Origin of the sequence: Paraburkholderia hayleyella, from assembly GCF_009455685.1 — a bacterium.
Taxonomy (GTDB): Bacteria; Pseudomonadota; Gammaproteobacteria; order Burkholderiales; family Burkholderiaceae; genus Paraburkholderia; species Paraburkholderia hayleyella.
Window position 1 is genome coordinate 1,901,231 of the sequence record NZ_QPES01000001.1, and the last position, 23,974, is coordinate 1,925,204.

Consider the following 23,974-nt stretch of genomic DNA (forward strand, 5'->3'; position numbering starts at 1 on the left):
TTCGCATTCGATAGATTATTGATTGAGCGCCGTCTGGCGACATGGAACATGAATTACGACTTCATCATCGCCGGTGCAGGTTCGGCAGGTTGCATTCTCGCCAATCGCCTGTCGGCGTCGGGCGAATATTCGGTGCTGCTGCTTGAAGCGGGCGGCAAGGACAGTTCGTTCTGGTTCAGAATCCCGGTGGGTTTTACCAGAACGTACTACAGCGAGACTTATAACTGGATGTACTACAGCGAGCCTGAACCTGAACTCGCCAACCGGCCGATCTATTGCCCGCGTGGCAAGGTGCAGGGCGGCTCCGGTTCGATCAACGCGATGATCTACGTGCGCGGCCAGCCACATGATTTCGACGACTGGGCGGCAGCGGGTAATCCGGGCTGGGCATTTCGTGATGTGCTGCCGTATTTCCGCAGGCTCGAATCGCATCCGCTCGGCAACACCGATTATCACGGAGCAAACGGCCCGATCCATATCTCGCCGATGAAGGATGCCGTGCATCCGATTTGTCACGTTTTCCTGAAAGGCTGCGATCAGGCGGGCTACAAGCGTAGCGATGATTTCAACGGAGCCCAATTCGAAGGGGCGGGCATCTACGATGTGAATACGCGCAAGGGACGGCGTTCATCGAGCAGCTTCGAGTACTTGCACCCCGCGCTGACGCGCAAGAACCTGACGCTCGAGCGGAACGTGCTGGTGAGCCGCATTCTGTTCGACGGCAAGCAGCGGGCCATCGGCGTGAGCGTGACGCAGAACGGCGTGGTCCGGCAGTTCATGGCAAAGCGTGAGGTGATCCTGGCCGCGGGCGCCGTTGATTCGCCCAAGCTGCTGCAACTCTCGGGCGTGGGTGATAGCGCCTTGCTGGCGCAACACCGCATCGCGCTAGTGAAGGATCTGCCCGCCGTGGGCCAGAATTTGCAGGATCATCTGTGCGTGAGTTTCTACTATCGCGCGAACGTGAAGACCCTGAACGATGAGATGCGCTCGCTGCCTGGCAAGCTCAAGCTGGGCTTGCAGTATCTGCTGACGCGTAAGGGGCCGCTTGCGATGAGCGTGAACCAGTCAGGAGGCTTCTTCCGGGGCAACGAGCGGCAAACGCAGCCGAACCTGCAGTTGTACTTCAATCCACTGTCGTACCGAATCCCGAAAAGCAGCAAGGCCAATCTCGAACCCGAACCGTATTCGGGCTTTCTGCTGGCATTCAATCCGTGCCGCCCGACGAGCCGCGGTTCAATCGAGATTGCATCGAGCCGCGCCGAAGACGCGGCAAAAATCCGCATCAACGCGTTGACCACAGAAAAGGATCTCGACGAGGTGGTTCAGGGTTGCGAGCTGGTGCGCAAGCTGATGGCATCGCCAGCGCTCAAGGCGATCACCCTCGAGGAAATTTCGCCGGGTCCGCAGGTCAATACGCGTGAAGGTTTCCTGCAGTATTTCCGTGAGCAGTCGGGTTCGATCTATCACCTGTGCGGCTCATGTGCGATGGGCGATGACCCTCGCTCCTCGGTGGTGGATGCGCGTTTGCGGGTGCATGGTGTTGCGGGTTTGCGTGTGGTCGATGCGTCGATCTTTCCAAACATCACCTCCGGCAACATCAATGCACCGACGATGATGGTGGCGGAAAAGGGCGCCGAGATGATTCTCAGGGACGCTACCGCTGAAACCGTTGTTAAAGCCGAAGCGGCAAAACGGGCGGCTGCCTGAACATGAAACCTGAGCATGGAGCCTGAGCCTGAGCCTGAGCCTGAGCGCTCAAGCCGCACCCGCGGCTCGGGCTCTGATGCTCTGGTTACATCGCATCGAGCACACGCTCATTGAGCCCGATCTCCTGCTGCAACCAGTCACGAAATAACGCAACGTGGGCCAACTCGTCCTGTTGCCCGCGCGTGACGAGCCAGTACGACTGATGTCCGTCGACGTGCACGTTCAGCACCTGGATGAGTTGGCCTTGTGCGAGTTCGCGGCCAATCATGTGGCGATCGGCAATGGTCACGCCGAGGCCGTCGATGGCCGCGCGGATCGCGTGATCGAGCAGATCGAATTCATAGCCGCCACGGGTGTCGACGTTGTCAATGCCGGCGGCTTTTAACCAGTGTTGCCAGGTCAGATAGCGCTGCTCCGTGCTCGCCAGCACGTGCAGCAGCGTGAACTGGTTCAGATCGATGGCTGCACGGCTGGATTCGTGCGCCAGCAAGGCCGGTGCGCAGACAGCGATGTGCTGTTCGTTCAGCAGCAAGCGATTGTCGAAGCCTTCCCACTCGCCGTTACCAAAGCGGATGGCGCAATCGAGCATGCCCGATTCAGCGAGGTGATCGTCGAGGCAGGTCGACAGGCTGAGTTCGAGATGGGGATGCGCATCTCGCAGGCGTCCGAGACGTGGCATCAGCCAGCGGCTGGCGAAGGTGGGCGGCGCGTTGAGGCGCAAACGGTTGCGCTGGGTTTTCTCCTGCAGGCTGCGCACGGTGAGCTCGATTCGGTCGAATGACTGTTGCAGTGCTTGCAGCAGGATGCGGCCAGCAGCCGAGAGTTCCAGGTGGTGGTGATGACGTTGAAGCAAGGTCTCGCCGAGCTGGGATTCCAGTTGCCGGACCTGACGGCTGACCGCGCTTTGCGTCACGTTGAGTAGTTCAGCCGCGCGAGTGAAGCTGCCCGTTCGGCCAGCGACTTCGAAGGCTTTCAGCGCGTTCAGCGCGGGCATTTTTCGTTTCAAGTTGAGCTCAGTGAGTTTCAGTGTTTCAGTGTTTCAGTGGGGTTAGCGCCATTGCGCATTTTACCGGGCGCTCGCGGGCTTTGAGCGTGCCACCACACACCGTGAGCCTGGGGCAAGCACGGAGTTGAGCTCACCTCATACCCCGGATCAAAACTCATCGCTACAGGATGCTGGATCGTGCGCGTCACAATCGTTCATTCACTCAACTTCGGCAAAAAGATCATGAGCGTAGCAACGGACAAACTCCTCTTTATCGGCGAAGGTTTCGAAGGCCCAGGCGTCAATCTCGCCCATATCAACGTGTTGCTCGGTCCGCGCAATGGTCCGGCGGGGCAGGCCTTTGCAACCGCGCTGGCAACGCCTTCAGCCGGTCATGCGCCCTTTGTCGTGATCGTCTGCCCGGGCGTGCCCGCCAAGCCCTTGACGCTTTACGTGAACAAGGCGCAGATCGGCAGTGACTTTCATGGCAATGCGACATGGGGGCTTCGCAAGCGGGCATTGCAAAGGCGGTGGCCGAATCGCTGGAGAACGGCACCTTGCCGCCCGAGGCGGAAAACGATTGGGTGATCGTGTCGGCGAACTGGGTCAATCCCGCGACCGACGATCTCGATGCCGTCTTCGAGAATAACTACCGCGCGTGTCAGAAGGCGATTCTCGCCGCGATGAAGGGCTTACCGCAGCGCGATGAAGTTTTCGCCGCCGCACGCGACGTATCAAACCCGTTCTATACCCCGAAACAACGTTAATGGCATGCCGCAGGGCAAAGCGCGCGAACACGCAAACTGGATGGAGACAGACGTCATGGAATACATTCGCCTCGGCCAGTCTGGCCTGAAGGTTTCCCGTTTGTGCCTTGGCACGATGAACATGGGCACACCGCAGTGGAAGCCGTGGATCTTCGATGAAGCGCACAGCGAACCGATTGTTCGTCATGCGCTCGAAGCGGGCGTCAACTTTATCGACTTGGCCGATTTTTATTCCGCGGGCGTAGGCGAAGAAGTGGTCGGCCGCATTCTGAAGCGGCACGCACGCCGTGAGGAAATCGTGGTGACGACCAAGGTGGGCTATGACATCGGTACCTATCAGAACGCGGGCGGCCATTCACGCAAGCACTTGATGGACGGCATCGACGGTTCGCTTGCACGTCTTGGCATGGATTACGTCGATATTTACATGCTGCATTTCTTCGACGTGAATACGCCCGTGGAGGAAACCATGAGCACGCTGAACGATATCGTGCGAGCGGGTAAGGCTCGCTATATCGGCGTGTCGACCATGTACACATGGCAGCTCTCGAAGATCATCCAGGCCTGCGAGCGTCATGGCTGGCACAAGCCCATCAACATGCAGTTGCAATTGAACCTCGCGTACCGCGAGGAAGCGCGCGAAATGATGCCGTATTGTCAGGATCAGGGGCTCGGTGTTTCCGTGTTCAGTCCGCTCGCACGCGGTTTGCTGACGTGCGAGCCGAACTCGATGCGTAACCAGACCGACTTCTTCACCGCACAGATGTATGGCGATGTCGTTTCGCGCGAGATCGCGGCCTCGGTGACACGCGTGGCGGCGCGACGGGGCGTGTCCGCCGCGCAGATTGCGCAGGCTTGGGTGCTGAACCACCACGGTGTGGCAAGCATGCTGGTTGGCGCGGACACGCCAGCGCAGTTCGATAGCGCGGTCGCTGCACTCGACACGACGCTGTCCGCCGACGAGCTATTCGAGCTTGAGCGCAATTACACGCCTTGTGACCTGATCAACGATTACACCGCGGGCTGCCGCGTGGCGCGTGAGCCGCGCGCCGCGCAAGGCGTGTTCGGCGAAACCATAGAGGAGGCGGCATGAACGAATTTCTGCGCACAGGGCATTACATCGGTGGTGAGTGGTATGACAGCGCCAGCACCTATGCCGTGTTGAATCCCGCGACGGGAGAAGTGGTCGCGCAGGTGGCAAAGGGCGGCAGCGCCGAAGCCGAAAAAGCCATTGCGGCGGCTGTCCATGCTTTTCCCGCATGGCGGGCGCTCACCGCGAAGGAGCGCGGCGCACGCGTCAGGCGCTGGGGTGAATTGATGCTCGAGAACCGGGATGCGCTTGCTGAACTGTTGACGCGCGAACAAGGCAAACCCCTGGCCGAGGCTCGTGGCGAAGTCGGTTATGCGGCAAGCTTCTTCGAATGGTTTGCTGAAGAAGCCAAACGCGCTTACGGCGACGTGATCCCGAGCCCCAATCCAAACGCGAAGATTATCGTGACGCGTGAACCCGTCGGGGTGGTGGCGGCGATCACCCCGTGGAATTTCCCGCTAGCGATGATCACGCGCAAGGCGGGCCCTGCGTTGGCGGCTGGGTGCACGATGGTGCTCAAGCCATCCGAAGAAACACCGCTGTCCGCCTTTGCCCTGGCGGTGCTCGCGGAGCGGGCGGGTATCCCGCCGGGCGTGTTCAATATCGTTTCCGGCGATGCCGTGGCGATTGGCGGCGCGCTTACGGCTTGCGCTGCAGTGCGCAAGCTGTCGTTTACCGGCTCGACGCGAGTCGGCAAGCTGCTCGCGCAACAGTCGGCGGCAACGCTCAAGAAACTGTCGCTCGAACTAGGCGGCAATGCTCCCTTCATCGTATTCGACGACGCGAATCTCGATGCCGCGGTGCAAGGCGCCATGGCTTCGAAGTTCCGCAACACGGGACAGACGTGTGTGTGCGTGAACCGCTTCTACGTGCAGGACGGTATTTACGCTGCGTTCACCTCCGCGCTGACACAGGCGGTGCGCCAGATGCGCGTCGGCAATGCATTGCAGGGTGAGGTCGAGCAGGGGCCGCTGATCAATCAGGCGGCGCTGAAGAAGGTCGAGACTCATGTGGCCGATGCCTTGCAAAAGGGCGCGCGCGTATTGACCGGAGGCAAGCCGCATGCGCTCGGCGGCACGTTCTATGAGCCGACGGTGCTCGCTGACGCATCAAGTTCGATGCTGATCGCCACAGAAGAAACTTTCGGACCCGTGGCGGCCTGTTTTCGCTTCAAGACGGAAGACGAAGCGATCGCTGCGGCAAACGACACACCGTTTGGTCTCTCAGCGTACTTTTATACGCGTGATCTGGCCCGTGCGTGGCGCGTCGGCGAAGCGCTGGAAAGCGGCATGGTTGGCATCAACGAAGGGATTTTATCCACGGAAGTCGCACCGTTCGGCGGCATCAAACAGTCAGGTCTTGGCCGCGAAGGTTCGAAGTACGGCCTCGATGAATACACCGAACTGAAGTACATGATGATGGGTGGCCTCGGACATTGAGATTCAGCCTGTACGGGTATGTCGTGTGCAAGTGTCGCTGGCGCGGACTGGCGGCAATGCACGAGCCGGATCATCCATGAAAATTTGCAGCGCTCTTGCCTGGGATCGCAACAGGGTTGCATGGGAGACAGTGTGAACAACCAGGATATCCCGGTGAGCGCCCTAGGCCTCGCCCCCGCCACGGCTTTATCAGCCGTACCACCGTCTGCGCGTGGTCTTGTCGCGCTTGATGACGTGCCGCTCAATACGTTCCACGTCAGGATCGCGGGCTTAACGTTCGGTGCACATCTGACGGAAGGTTTCGCGCTCGGAACAATCGGCTATGCGCTTGCATCAATGAATCGGCAGATGCCGCTTGACGCATTCTGGATGGGAATGATTGGTAGTTCCGCGCTGATGGGGATCTTTCTCGGTAGCCTGATGTTCGGCTGGTTGTCAGACAGGTTAGGGCGACAAAAGATTTTTCTGCTGAGTTTCCTGATCATCACCGTAGCGGCATTCGCGCAGTTTTATGTGCGCTCTCCCATAGAGTTGTGTTTGCTGCGCGGGCTGATCGGCTTCGGCATGGGCGGTGATTTCGCGGTGGGGCATGCGATCCTCGCTGAATTCGCGCCGCGCAAACATCGTGGCGCCTTGCTCGGATCGTTCAGCGTAGTGTGGACGATCGGCTATGTGATAGCGAATGTGCTGGGCATGTTTTATGCCGATGTTTCTCCTGATGCCTGGCGCTGGTTGCTGGCGTCAGCGGGTGTTCCAGCGCTACTCGTACTCGTGTTGCGTATCGGCACGCCCGAATCGCCGCGCTGGCTGCAGGGCAAGGGCCGGGTTGCGGAGGCGAGGGCGATCGTGCTGAAGCATTTTGGCCCGGGCGTGACGCTCGATGGCGCTCACGATGCTCATGTGCAGACATCGGGCGGCTTTATGCGTCTGTTCGGCAAGGATTTGATTCGCCGCACGATCTTCAATTGCGCATTCTTCGTGTGTCTCGTCATTCCGTACTTCGCCATCTACACGTTTTTGCCAACCATACTGAAGGCGATGCATCTAAACCACGATTCGGGTGCGGATGTTCTACTGAACGGTTTTCTTGTACTGGGCGCGTTAATCGGTATCTGGCTGACGATCAAGCTGCCGCGCCGTGTGTTTCTGATCGGCTCTTTCGCGGTGACGTGCGTGTCGCTGATCGTACTGAGCTTGCTGCCGGAGTCGGCCACAATCGGCATGATTGTCGCGTTCGCTGTTTTTACCCTGACGATGTCGGCGTTTTCCAATCTCGTCGGCGTGTTTCCGCCAGAATGTTTTCCCACCGAGGTACGTGCTTGTGGTGTGGGGCTAGCCATCGCGTGCAGCCGTCTTGGTTCGGCGGTGGGAACGTTCCTGCTGCCGTTCGGCATTGTCCACCTGGGTTTTCACTTCACCATGGTGGTGCTTGCAGCGGTATTGCTGGTCGGCATGATCGTGTCGATCGCGTGGGCGCCTGAAACACGGCATCTGACCTTGAACGAAGCGAGCGGCGTGCACGGCGTGTAACCCAAGCTGGATCGAAAAGGGCGACGCTTACCGTCGCCTAATCATTCCATCTTCAGTACCTCATCACGCATCCAGCTTCCAAACGCCTGCACATGTTCGAGCGCCGCGTGGTGCGGCGCCATGTCGAGCCAGTAGCCATAAGGACCCACCACTTCGGTAGACGAGAATTGCGCGAGCGTGCCATTAGCCAATTCTTCGACGATCATGTTCCGGTCGACGACCGCTAAACCCGCACCTTTGCTTGCTGCGCGGATAGCTTGTTCCAGTGTCGAGAACTCAATGCCGTTTTCCGAGTACCGGGCGGGAAGTTCTGCTTGTGCGAGCCAGTTCGGCCATAGCTCAAGACGCGCGTCGTTGTGCAGCACATGCAACGCGGGCATCTCGTCGAGCAGCCTATTGAGCGGTTGCGTGAGCAGACGTGGGGTGCCGACGAGTACATGACGCTCGGTCATTAGCAATTCAGAATGCATTCTGGGCAGTGCGTGACGCGCGAAGCGGATGTGGCAATGACAGTCGGGGCTCGGCTCGGTGCGGATCGACAGTTCGACGTCGGCCAATTCCATCACGAGTGAGGCGAGCCGTGGCGCAAACCATTGTGTTGCAAAGGTGGGCGGCACAGCCACCACCAGGCGGCATGGCCCCTTGGCTGCGGCGATCTGGCGAAAGCCGCGCTCGATCATGTCGAAAGCGTCCGAGAGACAGGGCAGAAGCTGTAACCCGGCCGGTGTCAGGCGAATACCTTTGTGATCGCGCTCGAATAGCTTGGCATCGAGGGACTCTTCGAGCAGCTTGATCTGGCGGCTCACCGCACCTTGTGTGACGCATAGCGCGATGGCAGCGCGGTTGAAGCTCATGTGACGGGCCGTCTCTTCGAAAAAACGCAACGCGATTAGCGAGGGTAAACGCCGCATAAATCACCTTCTGTTTCTATTGTTTCTATTGTTTTTAACCAGGACAGAGAATGTCATACCGAAGCTGCGAAGCTACCTGTGGGTACGCAGAGCCTGCGGCGCGAGCCGAATGAATTTTGCCTCTTATTACTATCACTGAGTCATAAAACGGAAACATAAATCCGTCCGGCGGATGCTTCGCCGAAGGAGTGTAATTTTTGCAGTGCGTTATATAGTCAAAATCGACACCTGAAAATCGTCGGCATGCCTCTTGTTTTTTTTATTTCCTTACATTAAAGTAAGGAATATAGGAGGTGCCACAATGACAGCAGCAACTATCACATCGAAGGGCCAGGTCACGATCCCAGTGGACGTGCGAAACCAGCTTGGCTTGGAGTCCGGTGACCGGATCGAATTCAGCTTTAACGAGGCAACGGGTCGGTATGAGGTTTATCCCGCCACCCGTTCTCTCACGTCGCTCAAAGGCATCGTAAAGAAGCCCGCCAAGCCCGTGTCGGTTGAGGACATGAATCTTGCAATCGCCGAACAGGGAGCATCTGCACGATGATTGGTCTGGATACGAACGTCCTGGTCCGGTACTTCGCACAGGATGACATCGCGCAATCGAAAAAAGCGACGGCATTGATGGAGTCTCTTTCGGCCGAGCAGCCAGGGTATGTCTCTCAGGTTGCCCTGGTCGAGGTCGTGTGGGTACTCAAGCGCTGTTACGGGGTCGATCGGGAGCAGATGAAAGGCATCATCGATTCGATGATCGCCACGAAGGAGCTGGTCGTTGAAAGCGCGGACACTGTGCGAAAAGCACTTCGTGTTTTCGTGACATCGGCAAAGTCAGATTTCGCGGATTGCCTGATCGAACGTTCGGGACACGTTGCCGAGTGCGAATACACGGTTACTTTCGACGCGACTGCATCGAAAGTCGCCGGCATGCGATTGCTTAAGTGAAACGATGTGCTGGCAGATATTCCGGACGTGCTACTGATTAGCCTAGTTTTAGTGTCCGTATTTACTGGTTGATGCTAGGCGTTCTCTGCCACGCTGCAAAAATTTGGCGCGCTAACCGCGCATCGCTGGGCGGATGCATTTCGACCCGGAGGTGCCCTTCAATCAAACGTGAGCCTATGGCCAGTTGCCAAACTAGACCAGTCGTTCGAGTTGCCTAGCCGAAGAATTGGCCATTGAACGAGTGTTCTTGCAGGTACGGTGCAGTGTTTAGATTAGCGCCTTCTATTCCCATGGTTGCGAGTTGCAGCGCGAGAAAAAAGTAGAGAAGACTGCCGCGCGCACCTTCCCACATAAACGTCTTCGCTCGTGCATCGACGGAATTGAACATTGGGGAGTTACACAATGGGCTTTGGCGGAATCCAACCCAAGGTGGCATAGCGGGTCGACTGCGACTCGAGTGCTTTCAGGTTTGCCGCAGCTGAGCATGCCTGTAGCATTGCAGCCTCATCTAGCAATGACTTAACTTCAATCGTTGCGACAACCGATTCAACAAGGAAGCCTGTAATACCACCGAAATCTAATTTCGGGTAGTTCGTCCGATAAATTATGATGTCAAACTGATTGCGCTTATCGCGAGGTATCGAACGATAATCGATGACTTCTCCGGTTCCAATCGCTACGTTCGCACCAAGATGAGTCGACAGAAAATTCGTGATCAGGTTCTCGCGCGGCGTTCCGCGATGAAGCGTATGTCCTGCATTAGCCGCGATTCTGGAAGTCTGTAACAGCGTAGATTCAACCTCATCGAAATGTGCTTCGAGCATTCTCTTCATGTCGTCGATTCTCAATTATTAGCACCCGAATCATATTTCAAGACCGCGCATGGCTGCTTCCAGAGCGAACCCACCGTCTGAATATACGGGTGCGGCTCCGAGCGACAGTCTTTTCCTGGGCGTTCTGCGAAACCTCGGCGGACACTTGCGTTTCACAGCTTTCATTGTGCGCCGCACAATGGCAAATCAACCGCCGAATACGACTATTCCCTAATTTTTCATCCTTCAAGCATTCTCTTGAGGGCTGCGTATTTTTTAGGGTTTAGCTAGCAGCCACTCATCTGTCCGTAGACTGAGTGCTCGATCGCGGTACACCTCAACTTCGGACAGCACGTTCGCCAGTCATCTTTTGGCGCAGGGGAGTTTCCAGAAAGTAGATACATGTTGAAACGCGATAAAGTTACGTCTATACTCGTTGATACGTAATGGAGGTCAATCATCATGGCAAAGACGGCAACACTGACTATTCAGCAATGGGGGAACAGCCTGGCTGTCCGGATTCCCGCTGCAGTCGCGCGTTCGGCGCACTTCGAGGTCGGTCTTGAGGTGGAGGTGACAACCGATGAGGCTGGCGTCACCGTAAGGCCTGTTGGACCCCGGAAGCTCACGCTTGCCGAGAAGCTCGCCAGGTTCGACCTGGCGAAGCATGGGGGAGAAGCTATGGCAGCATCCCCTGTTGGGGCGGAGGTTCTTTGATGTCGAAGGTCGCTTGGGTACCGGATCGCGGCGACATAATCTGGATCGATTGCAATCCACAGGTCGGTCGAGAAATGAAGAACATGCATCCGATGCTCGTTCTGTCGCCCAGGGCATTTAACGAGACAACGAACATCGTCATTGGTCTGCCGATGACGACGGCGGAGTACAACGATACCAATCCGTTCGCAATCAAATTCAAGGGGCCGAAGAACGTCACCAGCTATGTACTGGGCCATCAGCCAAAGTCATTCGACTGGCGGGCTCGTGGGGCCAAGCCTCATCCGTGGAAACAAGCGCCACAAGAAGTGTTCTCGGCCGCTTGTGAGCAATTGAACCAGATCATTTCGATCTGCGAGTAAGCGTCTGAGTTTGCCAGGCGTGGCCGCTCCCCGTGCCGACCGGAAGTCGGCGAATTTCTGCACGAGGATTGACATGCGTTTGCTGCTTGCCTTGATTCTTCCCTGGCTGCAATTTTTTACGATCGGACGACCGATTGCCGGGGTCATCTGCTTGTCGCTGCAACTTACGGTGATCGGCTGGATTCCGGCCGCGATCTGGTCGGTGTATGCGTTGAGCCAGTACAAGACCGACAAGAAGATCGAGCGCGCGCTCGAAAATCGAGGCTGACCTGACGGGAAAAGAAGATCTCGGGACAACAACGATCCAGCAGCCGAGGCTACGTTCCTCTTCAGGAAGCAGGCATCGATCGCAAGCGAACTGTATTGCGGAGATATAGCAGCCACTCCAATATTTAACATAATATAAATTATCAACGTTAACTGACGGTCAGCAACACGAAGCCTGATCGCCTTGCCAAGCACCAGACGCTAGGCACGCCGCGCCGATACCAGCAACATCATTGGCCGTTCGCATTCTTCGGCAAGTTCAGGCCGCGCTGTCAACTGAGCCTCTGTCGGGCCCCATTCGTGAATCCGCGTCAGCGTAAAGCCTGCATCAATCAAATGATTGAGCAGCGTTCCTATCGTTCGATGATGCTTGATGACGCCATCGGCCAGCCAGTTTGTCACTCTTGGGCCTTCGCGCTGATAGCTGTTCACTGGCCAGCTTTTGCAGCCTTGTGCATCAATGAGCCATTCGGGATGGATCGGCGCCATGTAAACCGGGTGTTCGATTGAAAACACCAGGCTCGCACCCGGTACCAGTGCCTGGTGAAGCGTGCTGAAAAGCCGGGGCAAATCCTTGATGTAATGAAATGCCAATGAGCTATAAGCCAGATCGAAATGGCCCGGTGACAGTTCAAATTCTTCGAGATCAGCGCGCGTATAAGTAATTGCAGTCATTGCGCTGCTATTTGAATTAGCTAACTTATTTGAATTATCGGATTTAACAGAAAATTCACGTGCGCGTTTTAACATCTTCTCCGAAACATCGAGACCGAGAATGCTCATCGCACTCTGCTCTTGTGCCCAGCGGCAAAACCAGCCGTAGCCGCAGCCAAGATCCACGATCTTAAGACCCTGCAGTGCCGGTAGCATTGCCCGTAACGCGGGCCATTCGGCAGCGCCAGCCAGACCCTCTATCGAGCGCTTAAGCTTGCTATAACCCGAAAAAAATGCGGGATCGTCGTAAATATTCTGCGTCATTTTCTTTATTGCTAATCAGGATGGGAAAGCCGGAATATAAAGAAAAATGCGGTGAACCCGCAATGAATTCACCGCATCATCGATACCTCTCAATCCTGTTCTACCAATACAACGTTAGCCCATTAATGTGCGCGTACTTCCAGTGCATCATGAACTTTCACCGCACCCTCAACCTTGCTGGCAACGCCGACAGCCATCGTTTTTTGCTCGGCGGTAGGCACGCTGCCCGCGAGATTGACGGTGCCGTGATGCGTTGTCACATGAATATCACCCGACGATAAATCTTTAGTTCCTAGCAACGCAGCTTTGACCTTGGCCGTGACCGTCGTGTCTTGTACCTTCTTGCCAACTGCGGCGGCATCATTCGACACAGCGCTTGATACGCTCGAGGTGCTTTGTGCAAGAGCTTCCATCGTGATCATCGCGCAGGTCACGCTCAGCGTAGTCGCCACGAAAGCCATGCTCAAACGTTTGATCGATATCATCGAATCTGCCGAAGGGTGGTTCTTCATTGTGAGCTCCTTTATACCGGCGACACTGCCGGGTTCGGCAACGAATAAGCACAAACCGTACCAAGCATCTCATTACGGGCTGGAAACGGTATTCAACGAAGCCGCCAGCCGCCCGTGAGTAGTTTTCACCTTCTCGTTGTAAGTTTTTTACGTTTCCAGACAGACTAAATGCGGTGGGACGTTACTTACACCGTGCGCCACACTTTTAAGGAAAAAATCAAATGAGAGAATTATTGGCCGAACCCCGGCGTTCTATCGCGCCTGGCACATCCAACTGGCGGTACTGTCTATGACACTACTGATACTGGTTGTCATGATTGCGCCAGGTGTCTGGTGCGCCATGCGTCAACACCGCCGTCTGGGTGCCCTGCTTTTTACCGCAACGCTCATCCTGTTTTTGGCGCTTGGCTGTGGGCCGGTTCCTGTATGGCTGCTGAACCGCCTGCAAATGCCTTACGACGCAAAACCGGAGATCTCGTGGGGCAAGCGCAATGCGATTGTCCTGCTCGGTGCGGGTGTTCAGAAGATCGAATCAATCCATGCGGTCGAACCGGGCATGTTTTCGTATCCGCGTATCACCGAAGCCGCAGCCCTATACAACGCCTGCCGCAAGACCCAGGCAAGCTGCAAGATTGTTGTGAGCGGAGGCGATGCCCAGCATACCGGTTTCGCCGAAGCAAACATCTATCGCAACGTGTTGCTTCGCCTTGATGTGAATGCTGCCGATGTGCTGCTTGAGCCAGATAGCATGAACACCTGGCAAAACGCGCAGTTCACCCGGACTGTGCTGCAGCAATACGATCCCGAACGCGTGCTGCTCGTGTCGTCGGGCATTCATTTGCGCCGCAGCGTGTTGTACTTTGCGCACTTTGGCATCACGGTCACACCCGTACGCGCTGATTATCTGAGCGGGGTGTTCACGCTATGGCCTCTGGCGTACAACTTCGCGGTGGCCGATTATGCTTTGCATGAGTTTGTGGGTATCGCCCGATATCACATTTACAACGCGCTGGGCTTGAATGTGGCAAAGACGCTGCCAAAGCAAACCGGCGTTGCCGCTCCTGCGAAAACCCTGTCAACCGCTCAGCCAATCCAGCCGTTTTCGGCACACGGCCTGGCGCAAACAACCTGGCCTGGCCTGCGGCCCACGCTGCATGCGAATGGCTCATATCATGCGGCATAACGTTTTCCACCCACGGAGTATCTGATGAAAATCCAGTCTGTAGTGGCCGCCCTCATCCTTGGTGGCATATTGCTTGCTCCTGCTTTTGCCGAAAATAGCCAGAGTGGCCAGAATAGTCAGCAATCGAAAATGACTACCTGTAATCATCAAGCGAGCGGTAAAACGGGTGATGAACGCAAAGCCTTTATGAAGGCATGTCTGTCGGCCGCACCTGTACCTGCTGCTGCCCACATGACTCAGCAAGAAAAAATGAAAGCCTGCAATACGCAAGCGAGCGGTAAAACAGGCGACAGTCGCAAAGCCTTTATGAAAAGCTGTCTGAGCAACAACGGCTGAACCTGAAGGGCTCGTTCAAGACGTCCGGAAACGATAGGGCTTAAACGCCCTGCTTGCGTCTTGATGCATGCGGCATCGTCACCGATGCCGCATGCATTTTTAGGGTCTTTTTGTGGTGTTATCGGGCATTCCCCAGGGCTTGCATCGCTCCGCCAGGTTCTGCTTTTCTTCTATGATGGCAGCTGGGCGACCGGCCTTTCCTTACTTGCCTGTCTGCTTTTCCAGGCCGCAAGTCGGGCCGTTAAGTCGTGCCGTTTGCCGTTGATACGCAGGGCATGCACGGAGGCGAGGATGGTCTCAAGACATAAAAATCGCTGGCTGCACCGCTGGTTCGTGGTCATCATTTTTTGGGCGGTGCCTGTGCTGATCGTCGCGTTCAACGAGATCCACGAAGAAATGACCTATAACGCAGCGGATCTTGAGCGCGCACTCACCACCTGGCATCTGACGGATGCGCAACGCACGCCTGCCGCCATGATGCAATGTCGTGGCAAGCCCAGCGAAGCCCTGGCCGCCGGTTGCCCTGCCAGTGTGCTGGCAGCCAATGCGGCGCGCCAGCAAGAAGCCCGCAATGAATACGCACATCGGCGCAGCACGCTGGCGAGCTATATCTGGCATGCGTTTGCCGGCTACTGGCTCGTGCCCGCGGCGCTGCTGTTTGCTCTGGGTGCGCTGATTGGCGGCATGCGGCGCGTGTTGCGCCATCCTCCGGTGAGCGGGCATTGAGCCCGTGCTTTCTCATTGATTAAAACGAAACGGCATACGATCTAACGCATGACCCAGGCGACGCACGCAGCCCGAACGGCTTCATGCGTTTTAGAAGAAGACGCCTGGGCTGACTCAGCCATGCAGTCCACATAAGCGCTGACAGACTGCTCAAAAAGACGTTGCGCGTCTTCAGGCGATGAGCGAGCCAGTTCTTCCGTGAAGGCGCGTGAGCCGATTTCAAAATGCTGGTAATCAATCGGGAAATTCCAGTAACCGCCCCACTGCAAAAACCCATTGTTGGCAAAAATATCGATGACCTCTTCAGCCATGCCTCTCCGGATGCTTTTGCCCGGGCGATCGTTGAGCCGGTTCACGGCTTCCATCGCGGCGCTTGCGGGCAGCACGGTGGCGGCACCTTGCGCTGCAAACGAGATATAGGGGTTCTGCCGGGGGTTAATGTCGATTGCCGCGCCATACGCATGCATCGACCAGGCCGAGCCCCCCGTAATGGGACGGCCGTTAAAAGCTGAGGTATTGTTGTCGGCCATCGAGGCATCGTCATCGCCCTGATAGCGCTGCAGGGGCCACGCCTTGTTAAGCGGGAATTTCCGCTCATACAAGGTCGTGAAGATCATCTGGACACGTGGCGCTAGCGCGTCGAGTACGACAACCTCCCCCGCCTCGCGCTGTCCGGCAAAATCGACAAAGGGAAATGTGACACGCCGTAGCCGCTCGCATTTCACCGGTGCATCGTCACTCATCATATGGTTTGCACTGAGGTCCGCGCACTCGCCGGGAGTGAGTGCGCTGATTTCGGCGCTAGCCGGAATGACTGGATTGGTATCGAAGGCCGCGGTACAGCCTGGCGTGCATAAGAGCAGCAGATAAATGAGTCGTTTACTGCGCAAGCGCATAGTCAGATAGCCTCGGAATGGCAGGGGAACTGGATTTGAGATTTGTTCTGTCGTTCTGTCAGCGTCCGACATCATACGTCGCCAGAGTATTCCCTCAACCGGTCCGGCCGTTGCGTTGTTCCAACGCCAAAATTCCTGCGCGCAAGGTGCACCGGCAAAAATGACTGATCGGCATGGTGCTTCCGCGAGCCGTTGGCTGGATTCCGCGCGCACTCCGGCTGCGCATGGCTTCACCCGATACCGCGTTCATGCTTGAGCGACAACGTAAAGCGCTGTGTCTCCCAGCCCGCGGTTCACGCACCCTTCATCGGTCAAATTTACTGCCAAGACGCATCACTATCTCGCAAATGCTTATTGCATAAGGCTTTCTCGTTGTGTTGGAGAGGATGATTTTGGGCTCGCCTGTGATATAACTCCCCCCGTAACGCGTCGGACCCTAAAAGCTTGTATTCAGGAACCCTCATGGAGAAAACAATGCAAAGACGAAAATTCATTCTGACAACTACCGCACTCGCCGCAGGTGGTCTTGTTGCTGTCACGGGTTGCACCGTGACGCCGCATAACTCGGATACGGCGGCGGCTAATCCCTCCAAACGCCAAGCCATCGATGCCAGCGTCGATGGCACGCTGACGCGTTTGTATTCCACCATTAAAGGCTCGCGTGAGCTGGTCGCAAAAGCGCGGGGCGTACTGGTTTTTCCGTCGGTAGTGCAAGCCGGTATTGTTATCGGTGGCCAGTATGGTGAAGGCTCATTGCGTGTCGGTGGCAGCACGGTTGGCTACTACAGCACAACATCCGGATCGGTGGGCGCGCAACTTGGCATGCAGTCGAAGGCGATTATTTATTTGTTCATGACGCAAGCCGCACTGGATTCGTTCCGTAATTCGGACGGCTGGTCAGTGGGCGGTGATGCTTCGGTGGCACTGGTCAAGACGGGCGCGAATGGTGCGATTGACACCGCCACGGGCAGTTCCAGCAGGCCGGTTGAGGCGATCGTGCTCACCAATAGCGGTTTGATGGGCGACCTGTCGCTAGCAAGCACCAAGGTGTCACGTCTGAAAATCTAGCGGTTCCCAGAACCCCGCATCGCGCCGCTCAAGGCAGCTGAATGTGGGGTCTGGCCGGGGGCGTGTTTCAGCCACGCCCCCTTCTCTTTCTTTTTTAGCCGCTCTTTCGTTGCTTTCAGATTTCAGGTTGGTGACGAGTCAATCACCTTGAAACGTGCACGCTTTTGCGCGCGAATCAGCGACTGATACACCTCCACATACTGCTCGGCCATGCGTTTCGCGGTAAAGCGCGCTTCGAAGCGTGAGCGCACCGCAGCCCGTGGCAGCTTGTGCAAGCGGTTGATCGCAGCCACGGCGCCGATCTCGTCTTCGACGATAAAGCCTGACACGCCATCATCCAGCACCTCGGGCACCGAGCCGCGGTTAAACGCGATCACCGGCGTACCACAGGCCATCGCCTCGATCATGACCAGCCCAAACGGCTCGGGCCAGTCGATGGGAAAGAGCAACGCATGGGCCCCTGACAAAAATTCCGCTTTTTGCTGATCGGCAATTTCGCCGATGAATTCGACATGCGGCAAATCCAGCAAGGGCTTGATGTCACGTTCAAAGTATTCTCGATCGGCGTTATCTACTTTGGCCGCGATGCGAAGTGGCAAGCCGCACTGCCCGGCAATCCGGATCGCAATGTCGACGCGTTTTTCGGGCGAGATCCGGCCGAGAAAGGCGAGGTATTTTTGCTCGACGGGCTGCGGCGTATAAAGCTGCTCCGGCAGCCCGTGATAGACCGTGGCGAGCCATCTCGCCTGGGGCATGGGATGACGCTGCGCATTCGAAATGGATACGACAGGCGCATCGTTAAACGTATCGAACACGGGCTGTTGTTCAGGCAAATCGAGCCGTCCATGCATCGTGGTCACATAGGGCGTGTCCTGGCGTTTGAACACCGAAAATGAGTAGTAATCCATGTGAAAGTGCAGCACATCGAATGCCTCTGCCTGGCGGCGTACCTGCTCCATCAGCAACATATGCGGCGCGATCCGGTCACGAATGCTGGGGTCTAGCCGCAACGCGCGTGGCCAGACTGCTTCGAGTCTGGCGCGCGTCACCGAGTCGCCGCTGGCAAAAAGCGTGACGTCGTGGCCGAGATCGACGAGTGCTTCGGTCAGATAGGACACGACCCGTTCCGTGCCGCCATACAGCTTGGGCGGTACGGATTCGGTCAGCGGGGCAATCTGGGCAATTTTCATCAGGGATGCTCCTTGAAACGGAAAAATGATCGGGCGCGAGGCCGCGCGCTGAACTGACGCGAGGCTGATGCGAGGCTGATGCGTATGGCAAAACCGTGGTGCTGAATCTTGTGTTCCATGTGCGGTTCATGCGGGGCTAACGCGCAGGCCATTTCCAGGCCGGCAAAACGAGGTGATCGGCCTCGCGGATGCGCGTGGCGCCAAGCTCCTTTTCCAGCACGATCGAGCGGCTCGCGGGTTCGCGTTCAAGCGCGGCGATCAGCCGTGAGGCATGCGACACCACGATCACCTGGGAATGCGTGGCCGCTTGCACGATCAGGCGCCCTAACGCGGGCAGCAAATCGGGATGCAGGCTGGTTTCAGGTTCGTTGAGCACCAGCAGCTCCGGCGGCCGTGGCGTGAGCAGCGCTGCGACCAGCAGCAGGTAGCGCAGCGTACCGTCTGAAAGCTCCGCGGCGCTCAATGGACGCAACAACCCATGCTGACGCATTTCGATTCCAAAGCGGCCCGCGTGTTGGGTGAGTGTGATATGCGAGCCGGGAAAGGCATCGTCGATGGCGATATCGAGCGCCTCGGCGTCACCGATCTCACGGATGGTTTGCAACGCCGCGGCCAGATCCGCGCCATCGTCGCTGAGCACCGGGGTATGCGTGCCAATTTGCGGTTGACGCACGGGCGCATCCGCATCGGTGCGGAAGTGATCGTAAAAGCGCCACGAGCGAATCTGTTCGCGCAGCGCAATCATTTCGGGTGCGCTGAGCGGGTCAGCGAACTCCGTCATCATGCTGTCGAAACTCGCTAGCGGATGGGGCAACGTTTGCCACTGGCCTTTCTCGTCGCGGTTGCGCAGCGTGGCGCCACGACGCTCGACCAGTAACGCCGAGGGCCGCCAGAGCGGCCCGCTCCAGATGCATTCGAGTTTGATGAGCGGATCGAGCCCGAACTGGGTTGCGCCGGGGACAGCCAAACCCAGATCCATCGCATAGCCAAACTGCTCACTGGAAAACCCCAGCCGCAAGCTGACAGATTCATGACGGCGTGTGCCTTGCACGGGGGCCTCGCCTGCCAGCATCGCTCGTGAGAAGCGTTCCGGCCCGGCCCAGAACGTTGATTGCAAGCCGCCTTCACGCGCCAGCGATGGAATCACACCGCCACGGGCAGTCATGGCAAGCAGCCTCAGCGCGCGGTAGACGCTCGATTTACCGCTGCCGTTGGCACCGGTCACCACGTTAAGTTGCCCTAGCGGCACGATCAGCTCGCGCAACGAGCGATAGCCCGCCATCGCTAACGTCGTCAGCATCGTGCCTCGCTAGCGAATGCACCGTGACCGGCACCCTCACCGTGGCGCGTTAAAAGCGTGATTCGTGTCATGTCAGGCTGACTCCTGTTCTTTACCCGGCACGTCGAGCGCGCGGGCATCGGGCATCGGGCATCGAACATGAAACGCATCCGATGCCCGGATTGTTTTTGCGCAGCGTCATGCCTCTGTGTGACGTGGAATGTACTGGAGGATTGGACGAGTCGCCAGGACACCAGGACTTAAGGAAGCCATGGTCTCTTTAGTGCATGGGAGCCCGAGAAATACTTGAGGGCACCTGAAGGCACCTGAGGGATACCCAGCCCAAGGTTGCAGGCACGTTCTGCAAGGGTATCGCGCTTGGGCCGTGCGAGCCCTCAAGATTCAGTCTGGCTGTTGCCCTGACGCGCAGGGAAATGCCTTGCCCAAACCCAGCGAAATCGCGGTACTGGCGTTATAGCTTGAGACTTGGGGGTTGTCGGAAATATATTTGCGCACCACATCGGTCAACTGCTGCGAGCGCACATTGGGCGGCAAGCAAAAATACTGGCTGACATGAGGCCCCGTGGTGCCGCCAATTGCGTCGATTGTATTGAAGATGCCGTCAGCCGCACCTTCGATATAAGCCGCGCAGGCGCTGCGCGAAGCAACATCGGTTTTGGTACAAAGCTGGTTCAGCTGGATGCCGGTGAAAGCAGCAGCCGAAAACGGTACGGCGAGCGCGCTGACGCAAATTAAAACCCGCAGCATGGTATTTCTTCCCAGTAAACAAACGTGATGGCGTGAGCGCGATTTCAGCAAGGAGAGGTCATCCTCCTCGCTGAAATCAACCCATCAGCCAGTCAACCCAGTCAACCAACATTGAGGGCGTGGCTCTGCGCCGCGCCCAAGCCGTCATTGTGCCTGCGCTGGCGTTTGCATGGTCGCGGCATGCCCAGCGGAAAGACGCTCAGTCAGGCCTTTGATCGTATCCGGCTCTTTGTACTGTTTGGCGAAATCGAGTGCGGTGAGACCAATCTGGTTTTTCGCGTTGAGATTGGCGCCGCTATCAAGCAGAAGTGTCGCGGTGGACATGTGGCCGCCGCGTGCCGCCATCATGAGCGGTGTTGTGCCATTCGGCGACAGCGCGTCGACCTGGGCTGAGCGCGCCAGTAACAGCTTCACGATCGCGTCGTGGCCGTTGGCGGCGGCGTAATGCAGCGGCGTCCAGCCCGTTTTATTGACGTCCGCGCCCTTCGACAGCAACAGTTGCACCAGCGCTTCATCGCCGTTCAGCGCGGCGAGCATCAGGGCGTTCTGGTCTGCGCGGTCAACCGCGCCAGGATGGGTTTTAGGATTGGCCAGCAGCGCGGCCGCGACCTTGTTCGATTTCTCCCGGGCTGCGAGCACCAGCAAAGGCATGCCGTCACTGTCGCTTTGATTGGGGTCCAGCCCTTGCGCGAGTTGCTGGTCGATTTCTTTGACATCGTCGAACTTGACGGCTTTCACCAGCGTATCGAGTGGCGCGGCCTGCGCGGTTTGAAGCGGCAGCGCGATCAGGGCAGCCCATCCGAGGCCACCCGCCAGCGCCAGCCGCGCAGCGCGCCGGCGCAATGTAGAAGCACCGTTGCCCGCACGTGAATGGCTCGCCAGACGTGCCAGGCCAAGGTTGATATTTTTCTTTAAAAACATGATTTATCCTTTTGATAATATTTAATTTTTACCAGTCAGCCGGTAACTGGATGTGGAATTTTAAACAACCGGAAAAAATTATCCGTGGTCGCCGCAGCCAGTTCAATCTCAGGTATCTCGCGCTGCTGCGCGATAAAACGTCCGACATAGCTCACGAATGCAGGTTCATTCGGTTTGCCACGATACGGCACGGGCGCGAGATACGGCGAATCAGTTTCGATCAGCAAGCGCTCCAGCGGCACCCGGCGTGCCACGTCCTGAACCTCGGTCGCGCTTTTGAACGTCACGATGCCCGAGAGCGAAATATAAAAGTTTTGCGCTAGCGCCTGCTCGGCGACCGGCCAGGGTTCGGTAAAACAGTGCATCACGCCACCCGGCACGCTGGCGTGCTCTTCGGCCATGATGCGCAAGGTATCTTGCGCCGCGGCGCGGGTATGGACGATCAATGGCTTGCGGGTGGCATGCGCCGCGCGAATATGCGTGCGAAAGCGTTCGCGTTGCCATTCCATATCGGCCAGCGTGCGGCCTTCCAGACGGTAATAGTCGAGGCCGGTTTCACCGATGGCGACGACTTTCGGATGCGCGGCCAGCTCGATGAGTTGCGCGAGGCTGGGCTCTTGCGCGTCTTCATGATCGGGATGCACGCCTACCGAGGCATAGATATTGTCGTGACTGCGTGCGATTTCGAGCACCGATGGCAAGGTTTCCAGATCGACGCTGACGCACAGCGCATGCGTGACCGAATGTGCACGCATAGCGTCGAGCACCTGCGGCAGACGCTCAGCCAGCCCGGCGAAATTAATGTGGCAATGGGAATCAACAAACATGAGCGTGTCCTGTTGCCATGCGGCGTGGAAAAGAAGGGAGCGCGGAAGGGAGCGCGCCTGGGGCGAAGGTAGAGGTTGTAGCAGCAGCTGCCGCTAAAACGAAATCAGACATCGCCGGCCCCAGTGGATGACGCGAGGTTGGGCCGTGCCACATCAGCCGCTGCATCGAGCCGCCGTCCGAGAATGAGCAGGTCGCGCTCGATGCCGTCGAGCCGTGCGACGCGCGGCAGCGTGCCCCATGTCGTGAAGCCAAACTGCTCAAAGAGCCGCAGGCTCGGCACGTTATGGCCAAAAATAAAACCCAGCAGCGTGTGAAGCTGCAAGCCGGGCGCAGCGGCTAACGCGGCGGCCAGCAATTGTCTGCCCAGCCCTTGGCCCCGTATCCGGGCATCGAGGTAAATGCTGAGCTCGGCGGTATGGCGATAAGCGGGGCGGCCATAAAAATCCGAAAAACTCAGCCAGGCGGCCAGCCCGTGCTCGTCTTCGACGACCCATAACGGCCGGGTTTCCGGGCCGTGCGCCTGGAACCACCCGAGACGGCTGGCGCAACTGACGGGTTCGAGATCAGCGGTGACGAGGCGCGACGGCACGGTCGAGTTATAGATCGAGACGATCGCGGGTAAATCGTCGAGGGTGGCGTTGCGGTACGAAAGGCTCATGGGGTGCAGATGAAAACGTTGCGGTAATCCAGGAAGAGTTCTTCAAAAACCAGACGTGGATTGAGCGGATGATTTTCGACGGCACGCTGGCGCGTCACGCTTTTCATCAGGCGGGCGAACGCATGAGTCTCGGCTTGCGCGGCACAGCGGGCTAGCGCTGCCGCTGCGCCAGGAAAGTAACGGGGCGGTGCGCCCGCGCTACGCTGCGCGAGCAAGTCATACAGCCAGCGCTGCAGCCAGCCCAGCACTAGCGGCACCGGGAGCTTTTGCAGCGCTTCGGCGCAGGCGAAGGCATCGCACGCGGGGCCTGCCGCCAGCTGTTGCAGCGTCCAGTCACGCAAGCCGCGATGTTCATCGCTGGCCAAGGCCTGTGCCGCCAGGGGCGCCCCCCCGGCTTGCGCCAATAACGCCGCGGCATCGCTAACGCCTTCGGCCGTGAGCCAGGCCGTCGCGGCGGCCGTGCCTGGCGCGCTCATCGGCCACTGACGGCAACGGCTGATAACCGTAGGCAACAAGCGGTCGAGGCGTGCCGACACCAGCAAAAACACGATGCCCGCCGACGGTTCCTCAAGCGTCTTGAGCAAGGCGTTAGCCGCCGCGACATTCAGCGCTTCAGCCGGATACAGCACCACGACCCGTGCCCCACCCCGGTGTGCGCCGACAGTACAAAAATCGAGCAACGCACGGACCTGTTCGATCTTGATTTCGCGGCTGGGGGCACGGGTTTTTTTGGCGTCATCGGTGGCACTGGCCTTGTCGGCTTTTTCATCGGTGCTGGCCGCACTGGCAAACCCCGCTTCGGCGGCGAGGGCTTCGGGCAACACGATGCGGTAATCCGGATGATTGCCCTGGGTGAACCAGTGGCACGCCGCGCAAGCGCCACACGGCTCGCCGTTGGGTTTGGGGGTTTCGCATAGCAGGCCCTGCGCCAGATGCTGCGCGAAACGCAGCTTGCCAATGCCCGCTTGCCCATGCAGCAAAAGCGCATGTGGCCAATGTCCGCGAAGCTGTTGCAGGCGGTCCCAGTCATCGGTTTGCCACGGATAGATCATGGTCGCTGTTTCACTTGAAGGAGCTTGAGGGCAAGGATTTTAAGCGGGCT

The 23,974-nt window shown here is 57.8% G+C and carries 26 protein-coding genes and 2 pseudogenes; 15 read left to right on the plus strand and 13 right to left on the minus strand.

The annotated features are described in order from the left end of the window. Nucleotides 1–48: 48 nt before the first annotated feature. Nucleotides 49–1,707: a GMC family oxidoreductase gene (locus GH657_RS08485; RefSeq protein ID WP_153100285.1), complete on the plus strand. Its 1,659-nt coding sequence runs from the start codon at nt 49–51 to the stop codon at nt 1,705–1,707. A gap of 85 nt (nt 1,708–1,792) precedes the next feature. Here GH657_RS08485 and GH657_RS08490 read toward each other — a convergent pair whose 3' ends face one another. Beyond that, a complete protein-coding gene (locus GH657_RS08490) occupies nt 1,793–2,701 on the minus strand; it encodes a LysR substrate-binding domain-containing protein (RefSeq protein WP_153100286.1) in 909 nt (302 codons plus the stop codon). Between the two features lie 234 nt (nt 2,702–2,935). Between GH657_RS08490 and fae the strand changes: the two are divergent. From fae to GH657_RS08510, 4 genes and pseudogenes are all read left to right on the plus strand, one after another. Next, nucleotides 2,936–3,459 (plus strand): annotated as a pseudogene (gene fae / locus GH657_RS08495) (formaldehyde-activating enzyme). Between the two features lie 55 nt (nt 3,460–3,514). Then, nucleotides 3,515–4,552: an aldo/keto reductase gene (locus GH657_RS08500; RefSeq protein WP_153100287.1), complete on the plus strand. Its 1,038-nt coding sequence runs from the start codon at nt 3,515–3,517 to the stop codon at nt 4,550–4,552. Further along, a complete protein-coding gene (locus GH657_RS08505; RefSeq protein WP_153100288.1) occupies nt 4,549–5,988 on the plus strand; it encodes an NAD-dependent succinate-semialdehyde dehydrogenase in 1,440 nt (479 codons plus the stop codon). Before GH657_RS08500 ends, GH657_RS08505 begins: the two co-directional genes overlap by 4 nt. Nucleotides 5,989–6,120: 132 nt before the next feature. After that, nucleotides 6,121–7,518, plus strand: coding sequence for an MFS transporter (locus tag GH657_RS08510; protein WP_174769911.1), 1,398 nt, complete (start codon nt 6,121–6,123; stop codon nt 7,516–7,518). 41 nt (nt 7,519–7,559) lie between these two features. Here GH657_RS08510 and GH657_RS08515 read toward each other — a convergent pair whose 3' ends face one another. Then, nucleotides 7,560–8,429, minus strand: a complete 870-nt coding sequence (locus GH657_RS08515) for a LysR family transcriptional regulator (protein WP_153100290.1) — start codon at nt 8,427–8,429, stop codon at nt 7,560–7,562. Between the two features lie 301 nt (nt 8,430–8,730). Here GH657_RS08515 and GH657_RS08520 point away from each other — a divergent pair, with 301 nt between their 5' ends. Further along, nucleotides 8,731–8,976 carry an AbrB/MazE/SpoVT family DNA-binding domain-containing protein gene (locus GH657_RS08520; protein WP_153100291.1) on the plus strand — a complete coding sequence of 82 codons (246 nt, stop codon included), beginning with the start codon at nt 8,731–8,733 and terminating at the stop codon, nt 8,974–8,976. Next, nucleotides 8,973–9,371 (plus strand): type II toxin-antitoxin system VapC family toxin, encoded by a 399-nt coding sequence (locus tag GH657_RS08525; protein ID WP_153100292.1) that lies wholly within the window; start codon nt 8,973–8,975, stop codon nt 9,369–9,371. Before GH657_RS08520 ends, GH657_RS08525 begins: the two co-directional genes overlap by 4 nt. A 395-nt stretch (nt 9,372–9,766) precedes the next feature. Here GH657_RS08525 and GH657_RS08530 read toward each other — a convergent pair whose 3' ends face one another. After that, the gene (locus tag GH657_RS08530; protein WP_153100293.1) at nt 9,767–10,204 is read right to left on the minus strand and encodes a DUF6602 domain-containing protein; all 438 of its coding nucleotides are present in this window, start codon (nt 10,202–10,204) and stop codon (nt 9,767–9,769) included. Nucleotides 10,205–10,645: 441 nt separating this feature from the next. On the opposite strand from GH657_RS08530, the gene GH657_RS08535 reads away from it, so the two are divergent. From GH657_RS08535 to GH657_RS08545, 3 genes are all read left to right on the plus strand, one after another. Next, on the plus strand, nt 10,646–10,900 hold the full coding sequence (locus GH657_RS08535; RefSeq protein WP_153100294.1) for an AbrB/MazE/SpoVT family DNA-binding domain-containing protein: 255 nt from the start codon (nt 10,646–10,648) through the stop codon (nt 10,898–10,900). Further along, nucleotides 10,900–11,262, plus strand: a complete 363-nt coding sequence (locus GH657_RS08540) for a type II toxin-antitoxin system PemK/MazF family toxin (RefSeq protein WP_153100295.1) — start codon at nt 10,900–10,902, stop codon at nt 11,260–11,262. Before GH657_RS08535 ends, GH657_RS08540 begins: the two co-directional genes overlap by 1 nt. 73 nt (nt 11,263–11,335) lie before the next feature. Then, entirely contained in the window at nt 11,336–11,530 is a 195-nt protein-coding gene (locus GH657_RS08545; protein ID WP_153100296.1) for a YqaE/Pmp3 family membrane protein, read from the plus strand. Nucleotides 11,531–11,730: 200 nt separating this feature from the next. Here GH657_RS08545 and GH657_RS08550 read toward each other — a convergent pair whose 3' ends face one another. Both GH657_RS08550 and GH657_RS08555 read right to left on the minus strand, forming a co-directional pair. Further along, nucleotides 11,731–12,507 carry a class I SAM-dependent methyltransferase gene (locus tag GH657_RS08550; RefSeq protein WP_153100297.1) on the minus strand — a complete coding sequence of 259 codons (777 nt, stop codon included), beginning with the start codon at nt 12,505–12,507 and terminating at the stop codon, nt 11,731–11,733. A gap of 122 nt (nt 12,508–12,629) precedes the next feature. After that, entirely contained in the window at nt 12,630–12,929 is a 300-nt protein-coding gene (locus GH657_RS08555; RefSeq protein WP_246174034.1) for a BON domain-containing protein, read from the minus strand. On the opposite strand from GH657_RS08555, the gene GH657_RS18010 reads away from it, so the two are divergent. From GH657_RS18010 to GH657_RS08570, 4 genes and pseudogenes are all read left to right on the plus strand, one after another. After that, entirely contained in the window at nt 12,922–13,137 is a 216-nt protein-coding gene (locus tag GH657_RS18010; RefSeq protein WP_174769830.1) for a hypothetical protein, read from the plus strand. The two genes, GH657_RS08555 and GH657_RS18010, sit on opposite strands and share 8 nt — an antisense overlap. A 171-nt stretch (nt 13,138–13,308) precedes the next feature. Then, nucleotides 13,309–14,058 (plus strand): annotated as a pseudogene (locus GH657_RS08560) (YdcF family protein); the annotation flags it as partial. Nucleotides 14,059–14,226: 168 nt separating this feature from the next. Further along, complete coding sequence (locus GH657_RS08565) at nt 14,227–14,538, plus strand: PsiF family protein (RefSeq protein ID WP_153100300.1); 312 nt, start codon at nt 14,227–14,229, stop codon at nt 14,536–14,538. A gap of 291 nt (nt 14,539–14,829) precedes the next feature. Further along, entirely contained in the window at nt 14,830–15,264 is a 435-nt protein-coding gene (locus tag GH657_RS08570) for a hypothetical protein (RefSeq protein ID WP_153100301.1), read from the plus strand. Nucleotides 15,265–15,305: 41 nt separating this feature from the next. On the opposite strand, the gene GH657_RS08575 is transcribed toward GH657_RS08570, so the two are convergent. After that, nucleotides 15,306–16,160, minus strand: a complete 855-nt coding sequence (locus tag GH657_RS08575; protein ID WP_153100302.1) for a M15 family metallopeptidase — start codon at nt 16,158–16,160, stop codon at nt 15,306–15,308. Nucleotides 16,161–16,634: 474 nt separating this feature from the next. Between GH657_RS08575 and GH657_RS08580 the strand changes: the two genes are divergently transcribed. Further along, nucleotides 16,635–17,228 carry a BPSL1445 family SYLF domain-containing lipoprotein gene (locus GH657_RS08580; RefSeq protein ID WP_153100303.1) on the plus strand — a complete coding sequence of 198 codons (594 nt, stop codon included), beginning with the start codon at nt 16,635–16,637 and terminating at the stop codon, nt 17,226–17,228. Between the two features lie 122 nt (nt 17,229–17,350). Here the strand turns inward: GH657_RS08580 and GH657_RS08585 are convergent, their stop codons facing one another. From GH657_RS08585 to GH657_RS08615, 7 genes are all read right to left on the minus strand, one after another. Beyond that, nucleotides 17,351–18,418, minus strand: coding sequence for a glycosyltransferase family 4 protein (locus GH657_RS08585; protein WP_153100304.1), 1,068 nt, complete (start codon nt 18,416–18,418; stop codon nt 17,351–17,353). Between the two features lie 136 nt (nt 18,419–18,554). Next, nucleotides 18,555–19,718 (minus strand): AAA family ATPase, encoded by a 1,164-nt coding sequence (locus tag GH657_RS08590; RefSeq protein ID WP_153100305.1) that lies wholly within the window; start codon nt 19,716–19,718, stop codon nt 18,555–18,557. Between the two features lie 381 nt (nt 19,719–20,099). Next, the gene (locus GH657_RS08595; protein ID WP_153100306.1) at nt 20,100–20,465 is read right to left on the minus strand and encodes a Rap1a/Tai family immunity protein; all 366 of its coding nucleotides are present in this window, start codon (nt 20,463–20,465) and stop codon (nt 20,100–20,102) included. A 144-nt stretch (nt 20,466–20,609) separates the two neighbouring features. Beyond that, entirely contained in the window at nt 20,610–21,386 is a 777-nt protein-coding gene (locus GH657_RS08600; RefSeq protein WP_153100307.1) for an ankyrin repeat domain-containing protein, read from the minus strand. A gap of 35 nt (nt 21,387–21,421) precedes the next feature. Further along, the gene (locus GH657_RS08605) at nt 21,422–22,213 is read right to left on the minus strand and encodes a TatD family hydrolase (protein ID WP_153100308.1); all 792 of its coding nucleotides are present in this window, start codon (nt 22,211–22,213) and stop codon (nt 21,422–21,424) included. Between the two features lie 104 nt (nt 22,214–22,317). Then, nucleotides 22,318–22,872, minus strand: a complete 555-nt coding sequence (locus GH657_RS08610; RefSeq protein ID WP_153100309.1) for a GNAT family N-acetyltransferase — start codon at nt 22,870–22,872, stop codon at nt 22,318–22,320. Beyond that, nucleotides 22,869–23,924, minus strand: coding sequence for a DNA polymerase III subunit delta' (locus GH657_RS08615; protein WP_153100310.1), 1,056 nt, complete (start codon nt 23,922–23,924; stop codon nt 22,869–22,871). The genes GH657_RS08610 and GH657_RS08615 overlap by 4 nt, the downstream gene beginning before the upstream one ends. Between the last annotated feature and the right edge of the window lie 50 nt (nt 23,925–23,974).